Origin of the sequence: Floridaenema aerugineum BLCC-F46, assembly GCF_041929345.1 — a bacterium.
Classification (GTDB): Bacteria; Cyanobacteriota; Cyanobacteriia; order Cyanobacteriales; family Aerosakkonemataceae; genus Floridanema; species Floridanema aerugineum.
Window position 1 is genome coordinate 1 of sequence record NZ_JBHFNQ010000131.1, and the last position, 23,911, is coordinate 23,911.

Genomic DNA, 23,911 nt, shown 5'->3' on the forward strand with positions numbered 1-23,911 from the left:
ACGTACAAGAGCGCTAAAGCGCAACTACGTACAAGAGCGCTAAAGCGCAACTACGTACAAGAGCGCTAAAGCGCAACTACGTACAAGAGCGCTAAAGCGCAACTACGTACAAGAGCGCTAAAGCGCAACTACGTACTTAAATAACTTTGAGGACGGCGCGATAGCGAACTTTGTTATCGCGGACTTTTTGCATTGCTTCGTTTGCTTGTTGCAAAGGGAAAGTTTCAATGATAGGCTTGATTCCGAAGCGATCGGCAACTGAAAGCATTTCCACAATCATTATAATTAGCCCCTAGTTGATGGGCGAATTCTGCTTTATCTTGAGAAGTAGTAAAAACGGTGACGCTATTGCCTAATTTACTGGCAAATTGCACCGCTAAATGTCCCAGTCCGCCAATGCCAATTACACCAATTTCTTGACCGGAACTCATCCCAGCATAGCGCAAACCTGAGTATACTGTAATCCCCCCGCAGAGTAATAGTTCTGCTGCTTCCGTTTCTATGCCTTTAGGAATAGGAAAAGCAAACCGCGAGTCTACTTTGACATAATCTGCAAAACCGCCATATCCTTCTACTATTAATTGGTTATTGGTTATTGGTCATTTGTTATTTGTAATAGACTTCTGGTAATCGCTGATAATCTGATTTTTTAACCGCAGATGAACGCAGATAAACACAGATGTTCATCAGTATTTTTGGTGAGGTGCTTACATTTGTTTTTTACCACAGATATCCACAGATGTAGGCGTAGCCTTCCCGCAGGCTACACAGATAAACACAGATGTTCTTCGGAGTTTTTTCTGGGATATAAATAACAAATGACCAATGACCAATGACCAATGATTAATCTGGTGATAGTCCTTTTGAGGCTAACCATTCTCGATCGTACAATCGTGATTGATAACGGGAACCACCATCGCAGAGAATTGTAACTATTGTATGTCCTGGGCCTAGTTTTTTGGCAATAGCGACAGCTGCGCCAACGTTAATGCCTACAGAACCTCCCATAAATAAGCCATCTTTGCGTAATAATTGGTAAATTACCCGAATCGCTTCTTTGTCATCAATTTGAATGGCATCGTCAATGGGTGCGCCTTCCATATTAGCTGTAACTCGACTATTACCAATCCCCTCTGTGATAGAACTTCCTTCGATTTTAATTTCTCCAGTTTTGGCATAACTGTACAATCCACTACCCATTGGATCTGCCAAAATGGTTTTAACATCGGGATTTTGGTCTTTGAGAAACATCGAGACTCCGGCGTAAGTTCCACCCGTACCTGTGGCGCAAGTGAAAGCATCAATTTTGCCGTTTGTTTGTTCCCAAATTTCTTTTCCGGTAGTCTCGTAATGGGCAAGTCTATTTGCTAGATTATCAAATTGATTCGCCCAAATCGCGTTTTCCATCTCCGAGGCAATTCTGCCGGAAAGTCTAACATAATTGTTTGGGTCTTTGTAGGGTACGGCAGGAACGGGACGAACTTCTGCACCTAATGTCCGCAATGCGTCCATTTTTTCCTGAGATTGGGTGTCTGGGATAATAATCAGACATTTGTAACCTTTGGCGTTGCAAATATGCGCTAGTCCGATACCTGTGTTTCCCGCAGTTCCTTCAACTACTGTACCCCCCGGTTTGAGTAAGCCTTTCTCTTCTGCTTCTTTAATAATATAAAGTGCGGCGCGGTCTTTCACGGAACCGCCTGGATTGAGAAATTCTGCTTTTCCCAGGATTTCGCACCCTGTTTCTTCGCTGAAGCTGTTTAATCTAATTAGGGGCGTGTTGCCAATCGTGCCTACAAAGCCGTTTTTGATGTCCATTTTTAAATTTATGATTAGATCGATCGCTAGGTAACAAACATTGTCAGTTTAGCAGGAGCAGTTATACAAGCAAAACAATAAGAAAGGATTTACTTTTCCCAATAACTCTTGTAGGTAGGGCCAACCTCTACAGTTCCGTCAGGTAGGATAACTTTCCAAAAAAAAGTGCGATCGAAATGAATCATATCCCAATTCTTAACACTACCAAAGTTAGTTTCAATTAAGATAGATGAACTTAAATTAGCTTGAAATAAGTCAGCATTTCTGAGATTAGTACGAGTCAAATTAGCACTTTCTAAATAAGTTCTGGTTAGATTAGATCCTCCCAGCATTGCATCTCTTAAGTTAGCACCAGTTAAAATTGTTTCAGTCAAGTTAACCCCAATTAAATTAGCTTGGTTGAGGTTGGCACCTGTTAAGTCAGCCCCGCTGAGATTTGCACCAGGCAAGTAAGCTAAATATAGGTCAGCCCCTCTAAGATTAATCCCTCTCAAGTCAAATCCTTTGAAGTTAGGGTTTGTGGATTTGAGGTATTCTAAAACCTTAGACCAATCTCTTACAGGTTTTAGTTCACTTCCGGCAAAATTCCTTTCTCCAGCAGTATAGCGGTTGATTAATTCTTCGACATTCATAATTTTTTGATTGAATCTATTGGCAGATTTAATGGTGCGAAATCGCTTCTTCTACCAAACTTTATTCATATTAAGCACAAATCCCGACAATACTCGATCGCCGCTAACTGTTTCAGGATTATCTAAAATTTCTACTGCTTGATTTGGACAATAAATATAAACTTGGCGATTCTTTCTATCAATTAACCAACCTAACTGTATTCCCGGTTCCCTCATATATTCTTCCATCTTTTCTTGTAAAGGTTTCAGATTATCGGAAGGCGACCTTAATTCTACTACAAAATCTGGACAAATCGGAGCAAACTTTTGTTGTTGTTCTGGGGTTAAACTATTCCACCTTTCTAATTTTATCCAAGATGCGTCAGGCGATCGCTCTGCGCCCGTAGATAAAGTAAATCCCGCACTAGAAGAAAACGCAATCCCAGTACCATCCTTATCTGCCCAATTCATCAATTGTTGAATTATTCTAGCTTCTCTATTTCCCGAATCTGAACCAGTCGGCGGCATTATTAACAATTCTCCAAATTTATTCCTTTCAATCTGTAAGTCGCGGTTGATTTGACAGAATTCAAAAAATTGCTCATCTGTCATTTGCAATTCAGGCGGCATCCGCAATACTATCTGTTCAGAAAGCATATTTAATTACCCTCAATTGCTTATCTAACATTTTATATACTCAGATCCCCGACTTCTTCAAGAAGTCGGGGATCTAAATTCAAATGCAAACTTCAGCCAAACTAAAAATTATTTGTTTGGTTGAGGAGTCATCCGCAAATAAGGTTTAACTTCTTCGTATCCTTTGGGGAATTTCTCTTTCAAAACTTCGGGATCTTTCAAAGATGGCACAATTACTACATCATCGCCATCTTTCCAGTTAGCAGGTGTCGCTACACTGTAATTATCTGTCAGTTGCAAAGAGTCAATTACCCGCAAAATTTCATCAAAATTCCGTCCAGTACTCGGAGGATAGGTAAAGCTCAAACGCAGTTTCTTTTGGGGGTCAATCACAAAAACTGTCCGAACTGTTACCGTGTTGGTAGCATTCGGGTGAATCATGTCGTAAAGGTCTGAAACTTTCTTATCTGGATCTGCCAAAATTGGATAGTTCAGCTTTACACTTTGAGTTTCTTCAATGTCGCCAATCCAGCCTTTGTGCGATTCTACATCATCCACGCTGAGGGCTACTACTTTGACGTTGCGCTTGTCGAATTCTGGTTTGAGACGGGCAACTTCGCCCAATTCGGTGGTGCAAACTGGTGTATAATCTGCGGGGTGAGAGAACAGGACAACCCAGCTGTCTCCAGCCCAGTTATAAAAGTCGATATCGCCTTCGCTGGAGGCTTGAGTAAAGTTGGGAACGGTGTCGCCTAGTCTAAGCGCCATAATCTTTGGTTTCCTCTGCGCTGAAACCGCAAAAATCATTTACTTTGCGATCATGCCATAAAACCCGATCTTTCCGACCGGATTTTAGATATTTTAATGTTTTCGTTAAGTTTTTTGTAACTCTTGATACAATTTGGCGGCTAAGAGGCTGCTATGGACAAACTGAGAAAATTTGTTAGGCTAGAATCTACTTCAGGACTAAAGCTGCGTGTCACACTTAAATCAACTTGTAGGGTGCGTCAGACAAGTTTACAGATCGATGACATAAGGATTTGAGACTCTGACGCACCCTACTATATGTGCTGAGAAAATTTGTTAGGCTAGAATCTACTTTATACTCTCTAGGTGTCTGGTAAATAGCCTTAATTATTAAGTTTAAGTTAAGGCTTAAGATTGCATATTTTTTTGATTCTTTCCCAATTCTTAATTAAGTACGTCAGTAAAAAGTAGGGCTGGCATTGTATTAGTTTGCAAGTGGACAGTTTCCACTTTTATTGGAGATTGAAAATATATGTCTCGGTTCAAATTTTTTAACAAGTTTTTACCTTTAGCAACATCTTTGTTGGTGGCAGGAATACCAGCGGGTGCGATCGCCTCAAACCCCCCTTACCAAACTAACCAAGAACAACCCAAATCAGAAGAAATTCAGTTGATGCAAGCTGATTTGGGATTCAGTTTGCCAATGTGGATTTATGCCGTTGGCGGGGTGGTAGTAATTCTGATTTTCTTACCTAAAATTGGTTGGATTTTAGGGTTAATAGTTATTGGCGAAAGAGAAGTGGGAATTATTACCAAAAAATTTGCCGCTAAGAGTTTGCCAGCAGGTAAATTAATTGCCCTTAATGGTGAAGCGGGTTTGCAAGCAGATACCCTGCCACCGGGATGGCATTTTGGTTATTTCCCTTGGCAATATAGCATTCGTAAAGAGCCAGTTATCGTTATTCCTCAAGATGAAATCGGTTTAATTGTTGCTAATGATGGTACAACTATTCCACCGAATCGAATTTTAGGCAAAGTTATTGAATGTGAAGATTTTCAAAATGCTCGCAGGTTCCTGACTCATGGAGGCGAAAAAGGTCGGCAGTTAGCTGTTTTAACTACCGGAACTTATCGGATTAATACGGCTTTATTTGAGGTAATTACATCTGCCAGTGCTGCTAAACATGGAATGACTAAGGAGCAGTTGAAACTCTACAAAGTTGAACCGGAACGGGTGGGAATTGTGTCAACTTTAGATGGTATTCCCATTGAAGAAGGTGAAATCGCTGGGCCGATAATTCCCCAACATGATAATTTCCAAAAAGCACAAAGTTTTATCAATGGTGGCGGACGTAGAGGTTTACAAGAACAAGTGATTCTATCGGGTTCTTGGAATTTGAATCCTTGGTTTGTGAAGGTGGAACAAGTTCCAATGACGGAAGTGCCGATCGGTTATGTAGGCGTAGTAATTTCCTTTGTGGGTCGATCGCACGAAGATATCAGCGGCGAATCTTTTACTCACGGCAATTTAGTTAATAAAGGAGATAAAGGCGTTTGGATTGAACCTTTATATCCCGGTAAACATCCCCTCAACACAAAAATTATGAAAGTGGAATTAGTTCCCACAACTAATATAGTGTTGAACTTTACGGCGCGATTCAGCGGCGAACATGGTTATGATTCTAAATTGGTGGCTTTGAAGTTGCTTTCTTTTGATGGTTTTACATTCGATTTAGAAGTTTTCCAAATTATTCATGTTGCTGCTGTCGATGCACCAAAAGTAATTTCTCGTTTGGGTTCGATGCAGAATTTAGTAGATCATGTTTTGCGTCCAATTGTAGGTAATTATTTCCGCAATTCTGCTCAAGAATACACGATTTTGGATTTCTTGGTCGATCGCGCACAACGCCAAGCAGAAGCAGCCGAGTACGTGCGCCAAGCATTACGCGCTTATGACGTGCAAGCGGTTGATACGCTGATTGGCTTGATTTCGCCACCGCCAGAATTGATGCAAACTTTGACCGATCGCAAAATCGCTGAAGAACAACAAAAAACTTACGAAGTGCAACGGGTAGCGCAGTCACAGCGTCAAGAATTAGTCAGAGAAACTGCTTTGGCGGACATTCAAAAAGAAGTAGTTACCGCAGAACAAGGTGTTAATATTGCAGAACTTCATGCGACTGCAAAAATTAATGAAGCGCATGGGGAAGCAGAATCGATTCGCGTCACTGGAGAAGCGAAAGCGGATGCTTATAAAGCTGGTGTAAATGCTTTAGGTTCGCAATCTTACACGGCGTTACAATTGATGCAGGTGATTGGCGATCGCAACGTGCGAGTTGTTCCCGATGTAGCTGTTAGCGGTAATAGCCAAGGTTCAGGTTTAGTTGATGGTTTGATGGGAATGTTGTTGTGGAATCAAACTAAAGAATTGCAAAGTAATGGTAAAAGTAATGGTCAGAGTTCGATCGTTATCTCCCAAGTAGAAGATGAGTCTTGAAGGTAGAGAAGCTATTTGTTTTAACCCTAGTTGTAATGAGTCACAAATTTACGATCACAATTCTTTAACCTGTCAATTTTGTGGCTCTACTTTGCTTCTCAAAAAACGCTATCGTGCGGTTAAAGTTTTGGGTAGGGGAGGCTTTGGACAAACATTTTTAGCCTTTGATTTGGCTGAAGATTCTCCTACTCTTTGCGTTGTCAAACAATTTTGGCAAGTTCTCGATCGCACTTTTGAAGATGCGATCGACAAATTAAAAGAATTAACCAAGCATCCCCAAATTCCTGCTGTTATAGACAGTTTTGCCGAAAATGGCTATTTCTACCTCGTACAAAAATACATAACCGGAAAAAATTTAGCAACACTTTTAGGTGAAAAAGGTCAATTTAATGCCACAGAAGTCTGGCAAATTTTGGAAAATTTACTTCCCCTCCTCCAGTTCATTCATTCCCATCAAATCATCCATCGCGACATTAAACCTGAGAATATTATTCAAAGAAAATCGTTAAATGATTTATTTTTAGTCGATTTTAGTGCAGCAAAACTGGTGACAGAAACTTCTTTTGTTGTGCCAGAAACTACGATCGGTAGTGCTGAATATGCTGCACCAGAACAAGTAAGAGGAGAGGCAGTTTTCAGCAGCGATCTTTACAGTTTAGGCGTTATTTGCCTGAATTTACTAACAGGAATTCGTCCGTTTCACCTGTTCGATTTGGCGAATAACTGTTGGGTGTGGCGCAATTATTGGCTGTCAGATTTAGCAAGTTCTGTAGAATATGATTTGGCGCAAATTCTCGATCGCCTAATCGAACCTACATTAGAAAAGCGATTTCCTTCTGCTGAAGTTGCACTCACCGAAATGCAAAAACTCAGAGGTAAAAAAATCCCGATTTCCGTATCTCCTCCGACACAAACTTGGGAAACTTACGCCACATTTGTCGGTGATGGAGGGATATTTTCTGGGATTAATGCGATCGCTCTTTCTGCTGACGATAAAATGCTTGCCAGTGTCAGCGACGATCGAACAATTTGCTTATGGAATATTTGTAATTTTGTAGAGACGTTTCATGAAACGTCTGTACAGGAATTTTTTACCATAAAAGGTCATACAGGAAAAGTCAAATCTGTTGCTTTTCATCCCCATTCCCCGAACATATTAGCAAGCGGAAGTAGCGATCGCCAAATTAAGCTCTGGGATCTGCAAAAACGCCAGGAAATTCACACAATAGTCGGTCATAATGGCGCTGTCAGCGCTTTAGAATTCAGTCCTGACGGGAAAATTCTTGCCAGTGGTAGTGCAGATAAAACTGTAAAATTATGGCATCCCGAAACAGGAGAACAGATAACAACATTATCGGGAGCTAAATTAGGGATAAATGCGATCGCTTTTAGTCCAGTTTCGCCTCTGTTAGCAAGTGCTAGTTCCGATCGGATTGTGCAAATTTGGGATTTAATAAAATTTGAATTAATTTGTACTTTGGTTGGACATACTGGGGGGGTGAGAGCGATCGTATTTAGTCCCGATGGCAAATTACTAGCCACAGGCGGCGAAGACAGAACAATTCGCCTTTGGGATACCACAACTTGGCAATGCAATTCTATTCTTTCAGGACATCCTTGGTTAGTTTCTGCACTTACCTTTTCCCCCGATAATCAAATTCTCATTAGTGGAAGTTGGGATAAAACTGTAAAATTGTGGCAAGTTAGTACTGGAAAAGAAATTGCAATGCTTGTTGGTCATACAGATTTGGTTAGTTGTGTTGTCATCTCCTCTGATGGCAGTTTCATTGCTAGCGGTAGCCAAGATAAGACTATTAGACTATCTAAGCGAAATTAGTATATTTACTGAAAATAGTTAGTACAAACTGGAAAAGTTACTTGTCTCATTAAGTAGTTTTCCGGTTCCTAGTACCTGTTAAATTTTACTACACTGACCATAGAGAAATATTAAGTAGGGCTTGCTGAAAAAGTCTGTTGGTGAGGGTAGGGACACGGCATCATTAATATTTGCAACTCCTGCATTATCTTTTGAATGCCGTGTCCCTACAATTTCCCTCAAAAAGGCAAGGTTTTTGGCCAACCAGCAACAGTATAGTTTTTGGTTAACGGAATAATCAAATCTTTCACGATTTAAAGTGACGGGCAAGATTTTAAAGTGACGGGCAAGATGCCCATCCTACAAGAAAATTTATATCTTGTGGGATGGGCATCCTGCCCGTTTATTTAGCTGAATACCGCTAAAATAAAATTGGTTAGGGTATCCAGGTTATATCTAAGAAATGAGAGAACAATTTATATGGCTTACAAAGTAAACGTTATCATTGAAAAAGACGAAGATGGTTATTATGCTTATTCTCCTGAACTTGAGGGTTGCCAAAGTCAAGGAGATACTTTAGAAGAAGTGAAAGCAAATATCAAAGAAGCTGTTGAACTTTACTTAGAAACTTTATTTTATCCTAATCAGGAAAATGAAGAATCAGAATAAAAACCTCCAACTTTTTGATACTGTCGCTCTCCTCAATCCGATTTCTGCTGAAAGATTAACTTTAGTTGAACCTGAGTATACTTCTATAAACAGTCTACCCGTTGGGTTAGTTGGGACGGTTGTTGAAGTATACAATTCGGAAAATGAAAGCAAATATTTAGTAGAATTTGCTGATAACCAAGGGCGGGAATATGCAATGGCAATTTTGAAAGCAGATGAACTGATTGTGTTGCAATATGAATTAACATTAGTCTAAAAAGGAAGGGAGTTAAACCTATCTCCGCCGTTCTTGCAACTTCCGATAAACCGCTTTAATATCAACATTATGATGGGCTAAAGCGACCAAAGTATGATAAAATAAATCGGCAACTTCTCCAGCAATTCCCTCTTTATCATCATCCTTAAAAGCCATCACTACTTCAGCGGATTCTTCGCCAATTTTCTTTAAAATCTTGTTATCTCCACCCGCAAATAACTTGCAAGTATAAGATTCTTCATTGGGATGATCTCTACGATCGCAAATCACCTCAAACACCTGTGATAAAGTATCCGCAGGTGGCGCAATCTTCGAGCCATTGGTTTGATGAAAACAACTGCGTTCCCCAGTATGACAAGCAATATCACCAATCTGTTCCACAGTAATTAGTAATGCGTCGCTGTCACAGTCATAACGCATACTTTTTACATTTTGCACATGACCAGAAGTTTCCCCTTTAGGCCATAATTCCGATCGAGAACGACTCCAAAACCAAGTTCTTCCTGTTTCCAAAGTTTTGGCTAAAGATTCCCGATTCATCCAAGCCATCATCAACACAGTACCATCAAGGTAATCTTGAACAATAGCCGGGACTAACCCACGTTCGTCGTAACGGATTTGTTCGATCGGGATAGACTGGTTAAGAGCCGTTAAATCAGCAGACATAAACTTCGGTCACAAAAGCAGAATAGATTGCTTATTCTAACTGGTTTTGATGAGAAAATTTTATTTTTAGGGACTAGGGACAAGGGGACAAGGGGAATTTTTAACTCAAAACTCAAAACTGCCTTCTTAAGCGAGTAAAGGACTTGACCCTTGATCGAGAGTATTATAAATATTTGCGGCTTGAGTTCTTACAGCACACCAAGCAACCTGATGAGCTTTTGACTCTTCACCGTACCAATGAATAGCGCAATTGAACGCTGCTCGGTATAATTCTTGTGCAGCTTCAGAAAGGCGATCGCGCACATCTGCTGGTAAATCTTGATTGCTCTTATAAAACATTTTTGGTTTACGAGTAGATGAGAAGGTAAGGCAAGAGTAACATTGTCAATCATCGGTTGCATCTGACTAGAGACAGACTTTAAAGCCAAGACAGGCAAAGACTTAACAGTTAAGGAGACAGCTTTGGTGACTACCTCTTTTAAAACCACCAAATCAGAAGAAATTTTTGCAGCAGCACAGAAAATCATGCCAGGAGGCGTGAGTTCTCCTGTACGTGCTTTCAAATCAGTGGGAGGACAACCCATCGTCTTTGATCATGTTAAAGGCGCTTACATCTGGGATGTTGATGGAAATGAATACATTGATTATGTAGGAACTTGGGGTCCAGCAATCTGCGGGCACGCGCATCCAGATGTAATTAAAGCACTGCATGACGCTTTAGAAAAAGGAACTAGCTTTGGCGCACCTTCAGTACTCGAAAACGTTTTGGCGGAAATGGTAATTGATGCCGTTCCTAGCATTCAAATGGTGCGGTTTGTCAACTCTGGAACCGAAGCTTGCATGGCGGTATTGCGATTGATGCGTGCTTTTACCGGACGTGAGAAAGTAATTAAATTTGAAGGTTGCTATCACGGACACGCCGATATGTTTTTGGTAAAAGCGGGTTCCGGCGTTGCTACCCTTGGTTTACCTGACTCCCCCGGCGTTCCCAAGTCTGCAACTAGCAGCACTCTCACCGCACCTTACAACGATTTAGAAGCTGTAAAAGCTTTGTTTGCCGAAAACCCTGGTGAAATTGCCGGAGTAATTCTGGAACCTGTTGTGGGTAATGCAGGTTTTATTCCCCCAGATGCCGGATTTTTGGAAGGTTTACGGGTAATTACCCAAGAAAACGGCGCATTGCTGGTGTTTGACGAAGTAATGACTGGTTTCCGCATTGCTTACGGCGGCGCACAAGAAAAATTTGGCATTACTCCCGATTTAACCACTTTAGGTAAAGTTATTGGTGGTGGTTTGCCAGTGGGTGCTTATGGCGGTAGACAGGATATCATGTCTATGGTGGCACCTGCTGGCCCAGTGTACCAAGCAGGGACTTTATCCGGCAATCCCTTGGCAATGACGGCGGGGATTAAGACTTTGGAATTACTGCAAAAACCTGGAACTTACGAGTATTTGGACAAGATTACCAAAAAACTTAGTGATGGCTTGTTGCAAATTGCCAAAGAAAAAGGTCATGCTGTTTGCGGCGGTCACATTAGCGCCATGTTTGGTTTATTCTTTACTGGTGGGCCAGTGCATAATTATGAGGATGCCAAAAAGTCGGATACAGCTAAATTTGGTCGTTTCCATCGCGGAATGTTAGAACATGGTGTTTATTTGGCACCTTCTCAATTTGAAGCTGGGTTTACTTCTTTGGCGCATACGGAAGAAGATATCGATCGCACTTTAGCAGCTGCCAAGGAAGTTCTCTCTACTATCTAAAATATCTTTGACTTGTGGTGGAAAATCCTAGTTTTGGGACTGGACACTGGGAATTCCTTATCCCCTCAACCAACAAATGATTGACCACACCCTTTATCTTTTGGCACTACCCCGTCTCTCTAGGCGGGGTTTATTTTTATGTATTTTTAAGTAATTTGTCGATTTATAATTTTACATTACAAATTCTTAATTTTACGTACTTAATCGGGTATCAATTATTTCAAGGAACTAATAAAATCGCTTTATATGATAGTAAAACAACTAAATAGGCAATTTTTCTCTAAAAAGTGCTTTTGCTACTATCATATCTCCTAAACTACTGCCGATAATCAGAGTAAAAAATGACATATTCAGTGGCACAAAAAAATGTAGAAAAACTCTCCAAATTTATTAAATTACTGAAAATGCTATCTAAATTTAGCTGTGTCATTAGCATTTTATTTGGTTGTTACCTTTGTTTAAATTTGATGATTGTTCCGGGTTTAGGTTTACTTTTCTCTGGGTTAATATTGTGGTTATGGCATCAGAAAAAGATTAAAGGTAAATTAGCAGTTTTTCCTCTTAGCTGTTTAGTATTGCTAATTTTTGTTGAAATATTAGAAGTATTTCCCTTATTTTTTCGGGTAGTTTTCTGGAAGATTCCAGGAAATCTAGCAGCAAATACAGCTATTGCTTTCATTTCTCTGGGCCTAGCCTTATTACTGTTAATGAGAAGGCTTTATAGTTTGGCTCAATTTTTTAGCGTAGTGGCATTTCTCATCGCTTTAATTGGCTTTTTGGGCGATGCTTATCAAATAAAACAGTTTTACGGCTTTGGTTATTATACTGCGATGTTATTGCCTACAAGTATGGCGATTATCTTATTATCTTTGGGCATTTTGTTTGCTTCTCCAGAATATGGTTGGATCAGAACTTTCACTAGCGAAAATGCAGGGGGAATTATGGCAAGACGGATGTCTCCTATTGCGATCGCAATGCCATTAATTGTCGGCTGGTTAATCTTAATAGGTTATCGCAGTTATATCTATTCCCCAGAAATTGCCATTACTTTATCGAGTGTCTTGAATATTATCTTTTTTAATTGGGTAGTTTGGTGTACTGCTAGATTTTTAACCAGAGTTGATACCCAAAGAAAAAAAGTACAAAAAGCCCTACAAGAAAATGAAATTAAATTTCAAGCGATTTTTGAGCAATCATTTCAATTTGTCGCTTTATTGCAACCAGATGGTACTTTAATTGAAGTCAACCAAGCGGCATTAGATTTTGCTAAAGTTTCCTTATTAGATGTAGTTAACAAACCTTTTTGGCAAACCAGATGGTGGATAAATGAAGAGAGATTAATTACCCGGTTATCTCTTACTATAAATGAAATTTTATCCCCAGTACAAGAACAACTGAAATCTGCGATTAACCAAGCAGCCAGAGGGGAATTAATCCGTTATGAAGTGGATGTTTGGGGCGGAAATAATCAGGTGGCAACTATTGATTTTTCTCTGAAACCACTGCGCGATCGCACCGGAAAAGTAATATTACTAATTGCCGAAGGGCGCGACATTAGCGATCGCAAACAAGTCGAAACAGCTTTACGAGAAAGAGAGCAGTTTTTAGCCAGTATTTATGATGGCGTTAATTACATTATATGTGTCGTTGATGTTAATGAAAATGGCAATATTACTTATGCTGGTTGGAATCCAGCAACAGAAAAAATTACGGGAATTAGTTCTCAAGCTAGTTTTGGCAAAACTACTGAAGAACTGTTTCCCCCACATTTAGCCAACGAATTTCGCCAGGGATTTAACAAATGTTTAGCTGCTAAATCTCCTATTTCTTATGAAAGTTGTACTATAGTTGATGATGAAGAAGTTTGGTTAATGGCAACTTTAAGTCCCCTAAAAGATCCAGGAGGAAAAATTTACCGAATTATTGCGACTTCTACTTATATTACCGAACGCAAAAAAGCCGAAATCGCTTTGCAAAAATCCGAAGCACAATTCCGCAAATTAGCGCAACAAGAAGCATTAATTAATCGCATTGCTAATCAAATTCGCAACTCTTTAGATATCGATCGCATTTTAACAACTACAGTCAATGAAGTGCGTAACTTATTACAGATCGATCGCGCCGCTTTTGGTTGGTATCATTACGATCGTAATCCCCAAGCTTGGGAATGTATTAAAGAAGCAAAAAACGAACTTTTACCTAGTATATTAGGATTATACAAAGCAACTGTGCTTGGCCCTTTATGTGAAAAAATTCTCAATCGGGAAACCTTCCAAGTTGATCAAGTTAATACTTGCCCAGATCCAATTTTGCGCGAATTTCTTTTAGACTTAAGTTATACTTCAATTTTAATTTTACCCATTCAAACCCAATCCGGGAAAGTTGGCGCTTTTAGTTTTGGACATACTAACAATAATCGCCCATTTACTGAAAGTGAAGTAGAATTGATCGAAGCTGTGGGGGTACAGTTGGCGATCGCCCTTAACCAAGCTGAACTTTACGCCCAAAGTCGTGAACGTACCCAACAATTAGAAACAGCATTACAGGAATTACAACAAACTCAAACCAAATTAATTCAAAGCGAAAAAATGTCCTCTTTAGGACAAATGGTAGCAGGTGTCGCCCATGAAATTAATAACCCGGTAAGCTTCATTTATGGCAATATTCAACCCGCTACCCAATATATCCAAGACTTACTTAAATTACTGAAACTTTATCAATTACATTACCCACTTCCAGCACCAGAAATCCAAATGGAAGCAGAAGCAATTGATTTAGAATTTTTGGTAGAAGACTTACCCAAAATATTAGCTTCTATGAAAGTAGGCGCAACTCGCATTAGAGATATTGTCCAAAGTTTGCGTATTTTTTCCCGCTTAGATGAAGCTGATATGAAAGTAGTCGATATTCACGAAGGAATAGATAGCACAATCATGATTTTAGAACATCGACTAAAAGCCAAGCCTCACTTTTCCGGGATTTCAGTAATAAAAAACTATCGCAAATTACCCCAAGTAGAATGTTATCCAGGACAATTAAATCAAGTGTTTATGAACATTTTAGCTAACGCCATAGATGCTTTAGAAACTCAACCAGAACCGCGAAATATTACTATTAGTACTCAAGCCAAAAACCAATTAATCATCATTAGTATTGCTGACAATGGTGGAGGAATGCCTAAAGATATCAAAAGTAAAATATTCGACCCATTCTTTACGACAAAAGCTGTAGGTAAAGGTACAGGTTTAGGATTAAGTATCTCTCATTCAATTATTGTCGAAAAACACAATGGTAAATTGGAATGTAACTCCGAATTAGGTCAAGGAACAGAATTTATTATTGAAATTCCTGTTCGTCAAAAATAATTCCTTATTAACTATCAGTTTTACCCAAAAATTTACATTGCATATTATAAAATATAATAACTAAAATTTAATAATATTTTCAAAGCACAGATTTGCAGATCTGTTATACTAACCTGGAATATTCAACAGCTAATCAGGGGGTATTAACGATTATGAGTCAAGATTTACCTCTATGGGTACAAGATCGCGAAGAAGTTCTCAAACATGATGAAGGCGTGCAATGGCGCTATGCTGAACGTCCTGACTATTCCCATACGAATGCTTTCTTAAAGCAAGAACGTAAATCTAATCATGCCGAAGGAACTTTGAATGCGATCGCCCATAATTTGGTGAAGACATTTGAAATGGAAGCATCTTTCAAAACTAATCCTCAACAATGGATATCTGTGGTTACAGATAAATTCCGCATGAGTACCAATGGCGGGAAAGAATATACTGCCGAAGATATCGTAGAACAGGGAACGTATAATCTGTTTCTGGAAAACTCCGACCACTACCGTGCTTCTGAGGAAAATTTTGAATCATCTTACAACCTTTTTCACACAGCTTTTCCTAATGGCTTTCTCTGGGAATTAATTGAAGTTGTTGCTGGGCCTCCTAATGTTGTTTTTAAATGGAGACATTGGGGAACTTTTAGTGGGGCTTACAAAGATCATCAACCTACAGGAGAAACGATCGAAATTGTTGGTCTTAGTATTGCTAAAGTGACTGAAGACTTAAAGATTGAGTCTGTCGAACATTTCTTTGATACGAATAATTTCTTAACTAAGTTAACTAATGGAGGATGTCCTGTTAGCCACTAAAAACTTAGGGCGTAATCCAATACTGCGGCTATTTCGGATTCATGGTGAGAAATGTTCATAAGTGTTACAAACTTTGAAAACGGTGCGTTAGGCACGGGAATTTAATTATTGGTTGAATTGCTGAATTTGTTATCCGTGCCTAACACACCCTACAGTTAAATAAGATTTTGTTATCACCATAAATACGGGAGAGCCGTTTTGGGTAGGGGGGATTCATGAATCACTCCTACAATCCCTTATAAATCAAGCATTTTCCGAATTAATGTACCTTTTTTTACTAAAGTTTTATTCCCCAAAGAGGAAATATTTGTTTTCCGCTTTGGTGGGTTTAACTTATTAGGAATAGGGGTATGTCGCCACAACAAAAAAGGAATAGTTAGTAATCCCAAAATCATCACAATTACAGCAGTTAACAACACCATCAAACGGCTAGGTTTATAGTCAGCTTCTTCAATTTGTCGGAGAACTTTGTTGTACCGCCATACAGATAACGCAATTACCATTACTCCCAAAATTACTAAACTAATCCCTAAATGTTGAGAATTAATAAAAGAATCGGGAACAGCATTTTTCCCGGTAAAGGAAATTTCTATTTGTCGGAGAAATAAGCCAAAACGAGCAATCGCAAAACCAAAACCAATTAAAGCAATTGCTGTTCTTAACCAAGCTAAAAAGGTGCGTTCATTAGCTTGGTGTTCTCTTTGGCGATCGATCTTTCCCGGATTAGCCATAGTTTTTAATACTAGTTAGCTGGGAAATTCTACCCAACTAACTTTCAACATTAGCGATAGTTAGTAAATTGCAACGCTACCGGGTAATCTTCCTGCTTCAAACGTTGAATAACTGCTTGTAATTCATCTTTGTCTTTGGCAGAAACTCGTACTGCATCGCCTTGAATCGAAGGTTGCACTTTCTTGAATTCATCGCGAATAAACTTGCTAATTTGTTTAGCAATTTCCTGGCTGATGCCTTTTTTGAGTTTAATTTCTTGGCGGACTCGATTGCCGCTGGCTGCATCAACTTTGCCGTAATCAAAAATTTTCAAAGATAACTGTCGCTTCGCTGCTTTTGTTTGCAAAATTGTATGCACGGCATCTAAAGTAAACTCACTATCCGTGTTAACAGTAATCGTTTCCTTGCCTAATTCTACTGTGGTTTTCGTATCTTTCAAGTCGTAGCGACTACTAATTTCCCTAGTAGTTTGATCGAGCGCATTTACTAATTCTTGGTAATCAAAGTCACTAACAATATCAAACGAATAAGTGGAGGCCATAACAACTAACTGAACGGTAATTTGGGGTGATTGGTAATTGGTAATTGGTGGTTAATTGAGAATTTCAAACCTAAACATTTAAAGAGATTTGTTATTGCTAATTTTCCTACCCATTACCCATTACCTAACAAGTAATTTCATCTAGCCTGGGAAAGACTTAACACAATCAAAGTGCCACTGGAAAGAGTTGCGATCGCAAATGACAGCGATCGCAACAGTGGTACATTCAAAATGTAAAACACCGAGTAAAGCAACCGGGCAACCAAATAAGTTAACCCAGCATATACTGCCAGAGTCGAATTCACACCTGTTATGTATGCCATCAATGCTGCCGGAGCAAATACCATCAAAGATTCAAAACCATTTTGATGCGCCCAAGTAGCACGTTGAGCATAAGCAGGTAACTTATCAACCATAGCTCTAGGAGTTGCTAAAGCTTCTGTTCCCAAATTGACACGAGCAAAAGCCACCAGCAAAAAGGGAACATAAACCAAAACAATAGCTACAGCAATGCAATACAGAAAAATTATCGATCCTGACATTGGTAACAACCTCATCAGCCCTCATTTATTTCCCAGATTTGCACCTTAATCAAAGTAAAACAAGGTGACTAATTTTCTTTGCTCCTCAGCATCTTCGCAGGTTTTTAAAAGTGTCCTACTATCGTGAAAAGCAAAGCAAATTAATTGTTGGCATCGGGAAACAATTTCCTGATTGCACAGAGCGCTAGCTTCACCCAAAGACAAATGATCGTTTTCCGGTTTTTCTACCAAGTGCATTACCTGTTCCAACAACTCACGAGATTCTCGCGGTTGTTTTTCCAGGCTTTGAGGTAAAATCACCGTCAACAACTTGGGATCTGCCCGCATTGCGCCGCGAATCGCAGCTGCATTTGTCCCAGTAGCACCAGAAGTGAGCAACTTATTCCCTGTCAAAACTAGGGCGTAGCTCATCATCTCAATTAAGTGCTGATGGGTAATAGGAACGTGGCGCGAACCTAACAGGGCAATTCTTTTCGCTCCTGTTTGTTGGATCGTCGCTAGTTCTTGGACTAATTCATCAAATTTAGGAATGTCCAGCGATTGACTCAAGGATTAAGTTGAAGACACAACGACCTAGTTATTTTAACAGAACTGTCGAGACGAGTAGTTCATCAGAATCAGTTAAGGCAAAGTTACCGCTGGTTGTAAGTCGAGTTTTGCCAGCAACCGATCGATATCGAAATGTTTTGCCATTAAATGACGGACACATTCGACCTTGATCGGTTCTTGCAGACGCACTTGACCAAAAGCTTGATCGATAATTTCGACGGTTGTTAAAGTATCCAGATCTACAGAGAGAATGGGGATTTCCAAATCTTCAGCCCGACTTAAAATCAAACTTGAAGGCGGGATATGCCCAGTTAAAATCAAGCATTGAGTGGAAGTTTCCAAGGCTGCTAGTTGAATTTCGGTGCGATCGCCCCCTGTCACCACCGCCATATTCCGCCCTTTGCGGAAATACTTCAGCGCTGAATTAACATCCATTGCCCCAATTGTCAAGCTTTCTACCAGTAAATCCAAGCGATCGTTACGGCATAAAACCTCAGCTTTCAATTGCTTGACTAATTCCTTAACAGTCACACTGCGGAGTAAAGCACTCCGAGGCAGAATACCCAACACCGGAACATCGCGTTTTTCTAGAAACGAGCGGACTTCTTGTTGGGCCATTTCCATTTGATTTTCTGGCACATCATTAAGGACAACACCCATTAAGCGATCGCCCAACAGACGCTTCGCCGACAATAACTTATGCACCGACAGCAAAGACTGCCAACGCGACACTAGTAGGATCGAGGCATCAATAGTATTAGCCGCCTCCAGTAAAGAAAAATCAAACAAACTGCCTTCATCCAGAGTACCAGGCCCCTCTAGCAACACCAACTCTCCACCTGCCACATCCAGATACTTTGCCAACTGGGCAGGGTAATCTATACTGTCTTCGCCGCTAATGCGTTTAGCTACAGCAGCTTCGCAGAGGAAGAATAGCGTTGGTCTAATTCGATTTGATGGCAAATTCAGGCTTTGAGCCAAAAACTTCACATCTTCATCGATCGCATCAGTCTGTGGCTCATTCCAACAAGTTCCCAGAGGCTTACCGTAGGCAATATCCAGTTTTCTTTCTTGCAACTGATGGGCAAGCCCCAATATCACTGCTGACTTGCCACTATAAGATTCTGTTGACCCAATCAGCAGATGTTTCGTAAATTTTGGCACACCCTAGCTCCTGTTCATCACTTTCTAAAAGGTGGTTTTCCCATTCTTATTCATCTAAGCGCAACAGCCTACGATAGAAACTTTTGGAAAAATCAATAGTCCGCGTAGACTTAAAATTCATTATCACTTCTATAAGAAAGTTAACAAATTCATTATTTGCCAAAGTCATCTCATAGCTGAGTTCCGCATTACCATCAAACTGCAACCGACAACGAGTTAAATCTGCTGGTAATGCAGCCACACTCCAAGTTGCCACAAAAGGAATGCTCTCACCGCCTTCAATTTTACGATTTCCTTCGAGTACACCCTTTTCATACAGGCTCATCGCCTTGGGTAGCCAAGTTCGCTTATTGCCTTGGTAGTATGGCATATAAACATTTACTCTTTGAGGATTGGCAGGCGGGAGTTGTTCAATAATATCCATAAATTTCCCTTTTTGCTCGTTAATTATAGGTACTCAACTGAATAGTTCTCTTGTACTTGTGGTCGAAAATCCTGATTTTAGGGATGGGTACACAACGACCAGAATTCCTTACACATCAAGCATTTTACCAAGTAATCAGGTAGATTTAATTACCATAAGTACAACAGAGCCAGCTGTTTGGGTCAGGTCTTACCCGATCGTATTATTCCCCACTTTACCCAGCAGAATTACCAAATTGCCGCTAAATTGATCCGAAAGGGGGTAGGGTGTGGGTATAGGGAAAAAATTGGACAATGAAAGAGAAGTTTGCCCTTTGAACCCGACTCTTTTCCCTCAAATTCTTTTCACTACACCCTACACCCCACACCCTATTCCCTACCCCCTAACCCCTACACCCTAACCCCTATCCCCTATCCCCCACCAATAGAGACAGTTGCTAAGTAGTACAGCAATCTTGGATACAATAGGGCTGCATTAATCTTTATTTAAGCCGGAGACAATGACACCAAAAATCCCCGTTTTCAGGCGGTGGATGCTGTAATTCCGATTTCTCCTGATGACAAACTGTTGTTACCTTGTTATTATTTCGTTCAATCTGGTGTCCCAATCAACGGGAAATTATACGATTTGTATCGCCAGCCAGAAGTGATAGAAGCGTACCGTCTGTCTTTTGGCAAACAATCAGTTTGTGAAGGCTTTACGGTTTGGTGTGTTTTAGTACCCAGCTTCTTTAAAGGTGTAAATAAGTACTGGTGGTTGAATCAACTGAAATATGCCAGCGAATTCCTGGCCCGAAAACAATTCCTTCAACGAGCTTGACGAACTGAACTCGTTGATCTCCGATATCTCGCAAACAGAGGAACCGGAAGAGACTCCTAACCAAAGATATGGGGGACGCAGGCGCAAAGCGGCGATCGTCCTCACGATAGTTTGGAGTGGCACTATTGCCTTGCATTTGCTCTCTTGGGGTAGTTGGCTAATCTTAGGCTTGACAACCTTAATGGGAATTCATGCCATTCGCGTTTTGCGTGCCCGCCCCCATACCTTACCTGAGTCTTTGTCAACCCAAAACCAAGATTCTTGGCCTTTCGTCTCTTTGCTGGTAGCAGCTAAAAATGAAGAGGCTGTAATTGAAAGCTTGGTAAAAACCCTCTGTAGTTTAGACTATCCCAGCTACCGTTATGAACTTTGGGTAATTGATGACAACAGCACCGACAAAACTCCACTGGTACTCAAGCAACTGACGCAGAAATACGATCGGTTGAAGGTGTTCCGGCGATCGCCAGGTGCCACTGGCGGCAAATCAGGGGCTCTAAATCAAGTTTTACCCCTAACTCGTGGCGATATTATCGCTGTGTTTGATGCTGATGCTCAAGTACCCAAAGATATGCTAAGGCGCGTCGTCCCTGTTTTTGCTAAAGAACAGGTGGGCGCAGTCCAAGTCCAAAAGGCGATCTCTAACCCTGATGTGAATTTGCTCACTATGGGGCAAGTGGCAGAGATGGCATTGGATAGCTACTTCCAACAACAGCGGATCGCCCTTGGTGGCATTGGCGAACTGCGCGGAAATGGCGAGTTTATTCGTCGTTCTGCTTTGGAACTTTGCGGCGGTTTCAATGAGGAAACTATTACTGATGACCTCGATTTAACTATTCGTCTGCATCTCGATCGATGGGATATTGAATTTGTCATCGATCCCGCAGTGGAAGAGGAAGGGGTAACAAGTACGATCGCTCTCTGGCATCAGCGCAACCGTTGGGCAGAAGGCGGTTATCAGCGTTATTTGGACTACTGGCGACCAATTTTTGCAGGTAAAATGGGCTACCGGAAAACTTGGGATATGTTCATGTTTTGGATTACCCAGTATTTCCTCCCTACCGCAGCAGTGCCAGATTTTCTCATGGCTCTAGTTCGCAACCGAATGCCTGTTTTTAGCCCAGTCACAGCTTTAATGCTCACTATGTCTTTTATCGCCATGTTTAGCGGTATCCGGCGTGTTAAGCAACAGGAAAAAGTCACTATTCCTAACCTGTTTTTAACTTTGCTCAATACCATACGTGGCACTTTGTATATGCTTCATTGGGTCATTATTATGGCTAGTACCACCGCCCGAATGTCCGTTTTACCTAAACGACTAAAATGGGTGAAAACTGTCCATCAAGGTACTCAAGCCGAATAAGGAAAGACAGAAGGGGACTCTTGGGACTCTTGGGACTCTTGGGAATTTTTACCATCTGCCCCTGGAACTCCTGGATCCCGGGAGCACTCAGCCCCGAAAACTCTTAAAATTCCTCTTCTGTTTCTGCCTCATCTTCTAATTCCAAATTTGAGTCAAAATCTGGTGTTTCTGAGGACGATCGCAAATTGTTTTTCTCCGGTAATCTATCAGCTAATTCCATAACCTCTGAGAAGTCCACAACCTGACCATTAAAGGTACTAATTAAACGTTGAGTTGCCTTTTTTATCTCCTCCGCTTCCGCTTTTTTCGCTAACTCTTGGGCGTTTTGTTCTGGCGCTTTCTCCGGTTCATGGAAAATTTTCGCTGTTACTTTTGGTTCTGCTGAAGGTTCGATCGGACTAGTAGTTATTTCCCGCTCAGCTTTCACCGTAACTTCTTCTGAGTCAGGTTTAGATTCAATATTAGTTCTACTAGGCTGAGAAATTTCTGTTTTTTTCTTAGTAACTTTTACCTCTTGATTACTTTCGGTTTGATTTGGTGTAGATACTTTCAAAGTTACTTTAATTTTTCGTTGGAAAATTCGCCCTAATGCAGCTTCTAAATCTGGTATTTTCGGTTCAGCGTGTTTCAGCAAATTGACAGTTTTAATTCCTACCTGAGCCTGAGATTCTTGGAGGTTTAATAAACATCCGTATTGCCGAAAAAGAGATTTAGGAGAAATGGGTAAATATTCTAAAATTTGTTGCCAAATTTCTTCTAAATTGATTTCTTGTTCCGAAATATCAGCAAGTTGAGAAACTTCTGGTGTTGCTTCTAATTCCGCAGTTTCCGCAGTTTCAGTAACCGAGTGATTTATCTCTTGATTCTGTTGAATGTTATCGAATTTAACCGGAGATTTTACAGAAGTTGAATCTTCTGGAGGTGGGGTTCTTTTAACAGTTGATTGCGGAATTTTCTGATTTACCTTAACCGAATTAACATTAGGTTTAATTGCATAATTAGCAGCATTTTGTGTTGTTTGTATAATTGCTGAAGGTAATAATCCTAATAAGGTAACTTCCAACCATAACCGAGGTTGAGTAGTATTTTTTATTTGAAATTCGCTATCCTTAAGTAATTTTTGTCCTGCTAAAATTTGGGGAATTTCCAATCCGGTGAAATCACACATTTTTTCCCAAGTGGGAGTAGTGACAACTGCTAATTCTGGACGGTTAGGCGCACTTTTGGCAATTAACAAATCTCGGTAAAAACTGGCTAAATTTTGCAGCACAATTAAAGGTTCTCGTCCTCTGTCCATCAGCCGACGCGCAATTTCTAAAACTTTGGTACTTTCGTCAGTGGCGATCGCTTCCAACATCTCCATTAAATCCCGTTCGGGAACAGCACCCACTAAATCCCAAACAGCTTCAACTGTCACTTCTCCCGGAAATAAACTTAATTGATCTAATAAACTTTCCCCATCTCTTAACCCACCTTGGGCAACTTGGGCAATTAAAGTAACCGCTTCTTTAGTAATATTAATCTTTTCTTTACTGGCAATTTGCCAGAGATGTTCTACCATTTCCTGTAACGGAATTCGCCGAAAATCAAACCTTTGACAGCGAGAAATAATCGTGGGTAAAACTCTTTGTGGGTCTGTAGTTGCTAAAACAAAAATTACCCGATCGGGCGGTTCTTCCAATGTTTTCAGCAAAGCATTAAACGCCGCCGTTGATAACATATGAACTTCGTCAATGATGTAAACTTTGTAACGGCATTGTACGGGGGCAAACTGCGATCGCTCAATAATTTCCCGAATATTATCTACCCCAGTATTACTGGCAGCATCAATTTCAATTACATCTAAAGAAGAACCTTTGGCTATAGTTATACAAACATCACATTTACCACAAGGACTTTCTGTGGGAACATTACTAGAAAGACAATTTAATGACTTAGCAAAAATTCTCGCACTAGAAGTTTTTCCTGTACCTCTAGGGCCTGTAAACAAGTATGCTGGAGCAATCCGATCTTGTTGGATCGCATTAGTTAAAGTAGTCGCGATCGCCTCTTGCCCCACCAAATGGGCAAAAGTTTGGGGACGATACTTATGATGCAGGGGTTCGTAGGACATGAGAAAGAAAAAGCAATATAGT

Annotated in this window: 22 protein-coding genes and 1 pseudogene; 9 read left to right on the forward strand and 14 right to left on the reverse strand. The window is 40.4% G+C overall.

The genetic code is table 11. The features are described 5' to 3' along the window. Positions 1–224: 224 nt before the first annotated feature. From ACE1CC_RS17320 to ACE1CC_RS17340, 5 genes are all read right to left on the reverse strand, one after another. Positions 225–431, reverse strand: coding sequence for a hypothetical protein (locus tag ACE1CC_RS17320; protein WP_413271678.1), 207 nt, complete (start codon positions 429–431; stop codon positions 225–227). A gap of 412 nt (positions 432–843) precedes the next feature. After that, positions 844–1,818: a cysteine synthase A gene (locus ACE1CC_RS17325; protein WP_413271679.1), complete on the reverse strand. Its 975-nt coding sequence runs from the start codon at positions 1,816–1,818 to the stop codon at positions 844–846. 89 nt (positions 1,819–1,907) lie between these two features. Then, a complete protein-coding gene (locus ACE1CC_RS17330) occupies positions 1,908–2,450 on the reverse strand; it encodes a pentapeptide repeat-containing protein (protein ID WP_413271680.1) in 543 nt (180 codons plus the stop codon). Positions 2,451–2,501: 51 nt separating this feature from the next. Next, on the reverse strand, positions 2,502–3,086 hold the full coding sequence (locus ACE1CC_RS17335) for a Uma2 family endonuclease (protein WP_413271681.1): 585 nt from the start codon (positions 3,084–3,086) through the stop codon (positions 2,502–2,504). Positions 3,087–3,194: 108 nt separating this feature from the next. Then, positions 3,195–3,833 carry a peroxiredoxin gene (locus tag ACE1CC_RS17340; protein ID WP_413271682.1) on the reverse strand — a complete coding sequence of 213 codons (639 nt, stop codon included), beginning with the start codon at positions 3,831–3,833 and terminating at the stop codon, positions 3,195–3,197. 511 nt (positions 3,834–4,344) lie between these two features. Between ACE1CC_RS17340 and ACE1CC_RS17345 the strand changes: the two genes are divergently transcribed. The 4 genes from ACE1CC_RS17345 (at position 4,345) to ACE1CC_RS17360 (ending at position 9,050) form a co-directional block, all read left to right on the forward strand. Further along, a complete protein-coding gene (locus tag ACE1CC_RS17345) occupies positions 4,345–6,309 on the forward strand; it encodes an SPFH domain-containing protein (protein ID WP_413271683.1) in 1,965 nt (654 codons plus the stop codon). Beyond that, on the forward strand, positions 6,299–8,146 hold the full coding sequence (locus tag ACE1CC_RS17350) for a protein kinase domain-containing protein (RefSeq protein WP_413271684.1): 1,848 nt from the start codon (positions 6,299–6,301) through the stop codon (positions 8,144–8,146). The genes ACE1CC_RS17345 and ACE1CC_RS17350 overlap by 11 nt, the downstream gene beginning before the upstream one ends. 459 nt (positions 8,147–8,605) lie before the next feature. Continuing rightward, positions 8,606–8,794 (forward strand): type II toxin-antitoxin system HicB family antitoxin, encoded by a 189-nt coding sequence (locus ACE1CC_RS17355; RefSeq protein ID WP_413271685.1) that lies wholly within the window; start codon positions 8,606–8,608, stop codon positions 8,792–8,794. Beyond that, on the forward strand, positions 8,778–9,050 hold the full coding sequence (locus tag ACE1CC_RS17360; RefSeq protein ID WP_413271686.1) for a DUF4926 domain-containing protein: 273 nt from the start codon (positions 8,778–8,780) through the stop codon (positions 9,048–9,050). The genes ACE1CC_RS17355 and ACE1CC_RS17360 overlap by 17 nt, the downstream gene beginning before the upstream one ends. An 18-nt stretch (positions 9,051–9,068) precedes the next feature. Here ACE1CC_RS17360 and hisIE read toward each other — a convergent pair whose 3' ends face one another. Together hisIE and ACE1CC_RS17370 are read right to left on the reverse strand one after the other, a co-directional pair. Continuing rightward, complete coding sequence (hisIE, locus tag ACE1CC_RS17365; RefSeq protein WP_413271687.1) at positions 9,069–9,716, reverse strand: bifunctional phosphoribosyl-AMP cyclohydrolase/phosphoribosyl-ATP diphosphatase HisIE; 648 nt, start codon at positions 9,714–9,716, stop codon at positions 9,069–9,071. A gap of 126 nt (positions 9,717–9,842) precedes the next feature. Then, positions 9,843–10,055 carry a ChaB family protein gene (locus ACE1CC_RS17370; protein WP_413271688.1) on the reverse strand — a complete coding sequence of 71 codons (213 nt, stop codon included), beginning with the start codon at positions 10,053–10,055 and terminating at the stop codon, positions 9,843–9,845. A 123-nt stretch (positions 10,056–10,178) separates the two neighbouring features. Here ACE1CC_RS17370 and hemL point away from each other — a divergent pair, with 123 nt between their 5' ends. From hemL to ACE1CC_RS17385, 3 genes are all read left to right on the forward strand, one after another. Further along, entirely contained in the window at positions 10,179–11,477 is a 1,299-nt protein-coding gene (gene hemL, locus ACE1CC_RS17375) for a glutamate-1-semialdehyde 2,1-aminomutase (protein WP_413271689.1), read from the forward strand. Positions 11,478–11,818: 341 nt separating this feature from the next. Further along, the gene (locus ACE1CC_RS17380; RefSeq protein ID WP_413271690.1) at positions 11,819–14,842 is read left to right on the forward strand and encodes an ATP-binding protein; all 3,024 of its coding nucleotides are present in this window, start codon (positions 11,819–11,821) and stop codon (positions 14,840–14,842) included. A gap of 152 nt (positions 14,843–14,994) precedes the next feature. Then, positions 14,995–15,645: an ester cyclase gene (locus ACE1CC_RS17385; protein WP_413271691.1), complete on the forward strand. Its 651-nt coding sequence runs from the start codon at positions 14,995–14,997 to the stop codon at positions 15,643–15,645. Positions 15,646–15,881: 236 nt separating this feature from the next. Here ACE1CC_RS17385 and ACE1CC_RS17390 read toward each other — a convergent pair whose 3' ends face one another. The 6 genes from ACE1CC_RS17390 to ebsA form a co-directional block, all read right to left on the reverse strand. Continuing rightward, positions 15,882–16,376, reverse strand: coding sequence for a YidH family protein (locus ACE1CC_RS17390; RefSeq protein ID WP_413271692.1), 495 nt, complete (start codon positions 16,374–16,376; stop codon positions 15,882–15,884). Positions 16,377–16,426: 50 nt separating this feature from the next. Then, entirely contained in the window at positions 16,427–16,918 is a 492-nt protein-coding gene (locus ACE1CC_RS17395; protein WP_413271693.1) for a YajQ family cyclic di-GMP-binding protein, read from the reverse strand. Positions 16,919–17,055: 137 nt separating this feature from the next. Next, on the reverse strand, positions 17,056–17,460 hold the full coding sequence (locus tag ACE1CC_RS17400; protein WP_413271694.1) for an MAPEG family protein: 405 nt from the start codon (positions 17,458–17,460) through the stop codon (positions 17,056–17,058). Positions 17,461–17,505: 45 nt separating this feature from the next. Continuing rightward, the gene (locus tag ACE1CC_RS17405; RefSeq protein ID WP_413271695.1) at positions 17,506–18,009 is read right to left on the reverse strand and encodes a DNA recombination-mediator protein A; all 504 of its coding nucleotides are present in this window, start codon (positions 18,007–18,009) and stop codon (positions 17,506–17,508) included. Between the two features lie 72 nt (positions 18,010–18,081). Beyond that, a complete protein-coding gene (locus ACE1CC_RS17410) occupies positions 18,082–19,173 on the reverse strand; it encodes a phosphotransacetylase family protein (RefSeq protein ID WP_413271696.1) in 1,092 nt (363 codons plus the stop codon). Between the two features lie 46 nt (positions 19,174–19,219). Beyond that, positions 19,220–19,597 carry a type IV pilus biogenesis protein EbsA gene (gene ebsA / locus ACE1CC_RS17415; RefSeq protein WP_073591439.1) on the reverse strand — a complete coding sequence of 126 codons (378 nt, stop codon included), beginning with the start codon at positions 19,595–19,597 and terminating at the stop codon, positions 19,220–19,222. 444 nt (positions 19,598–20,041) lie between these two features. Between ebsA and ACE1CC_RS17420 the strand changes: the two are divergent. Further along, positions 20,042–20,416 (forward strand): annotated as a pseudogene (locus tag ACE1CC_RS17420) (radical SAM protein); the annotation flags it as partial. After that, a complete protein-coding gene (locus ACE1CC_RS17425) occupies positions 20,370–21,776 on the forward strand; it encodes a glycosyltransferase family 2 protein (RefSeq protein ID WP_413271697.1) in 1,407 nt (468 codons plus the stop codon). The pseudogene ACE1CC_RS17420 and the gene ACE1CC_RS17425, both read left to right, overlap by 47 nt. A 103-nt stretch (positions 21,777–21,879) precedes the next feature. Here the strand turns inward: ACE1CC_RS17425 and ACE1CC_RS17430 are convergent, their stop codons facing one another. Further along, positions 21,880–23,889, reverse strand: a complete 2,010-nt coding sequence (locus ACE1CC_RS17430) for a DNA polymerase III subunit gamma/tau (RefSeq protein WP_413271698.1) — start codon at positions 23,887–23,889, stop codon at positions 21,880–21,882. Positions 23,890–23,911 lie beyond the last annotated feature (22 nt).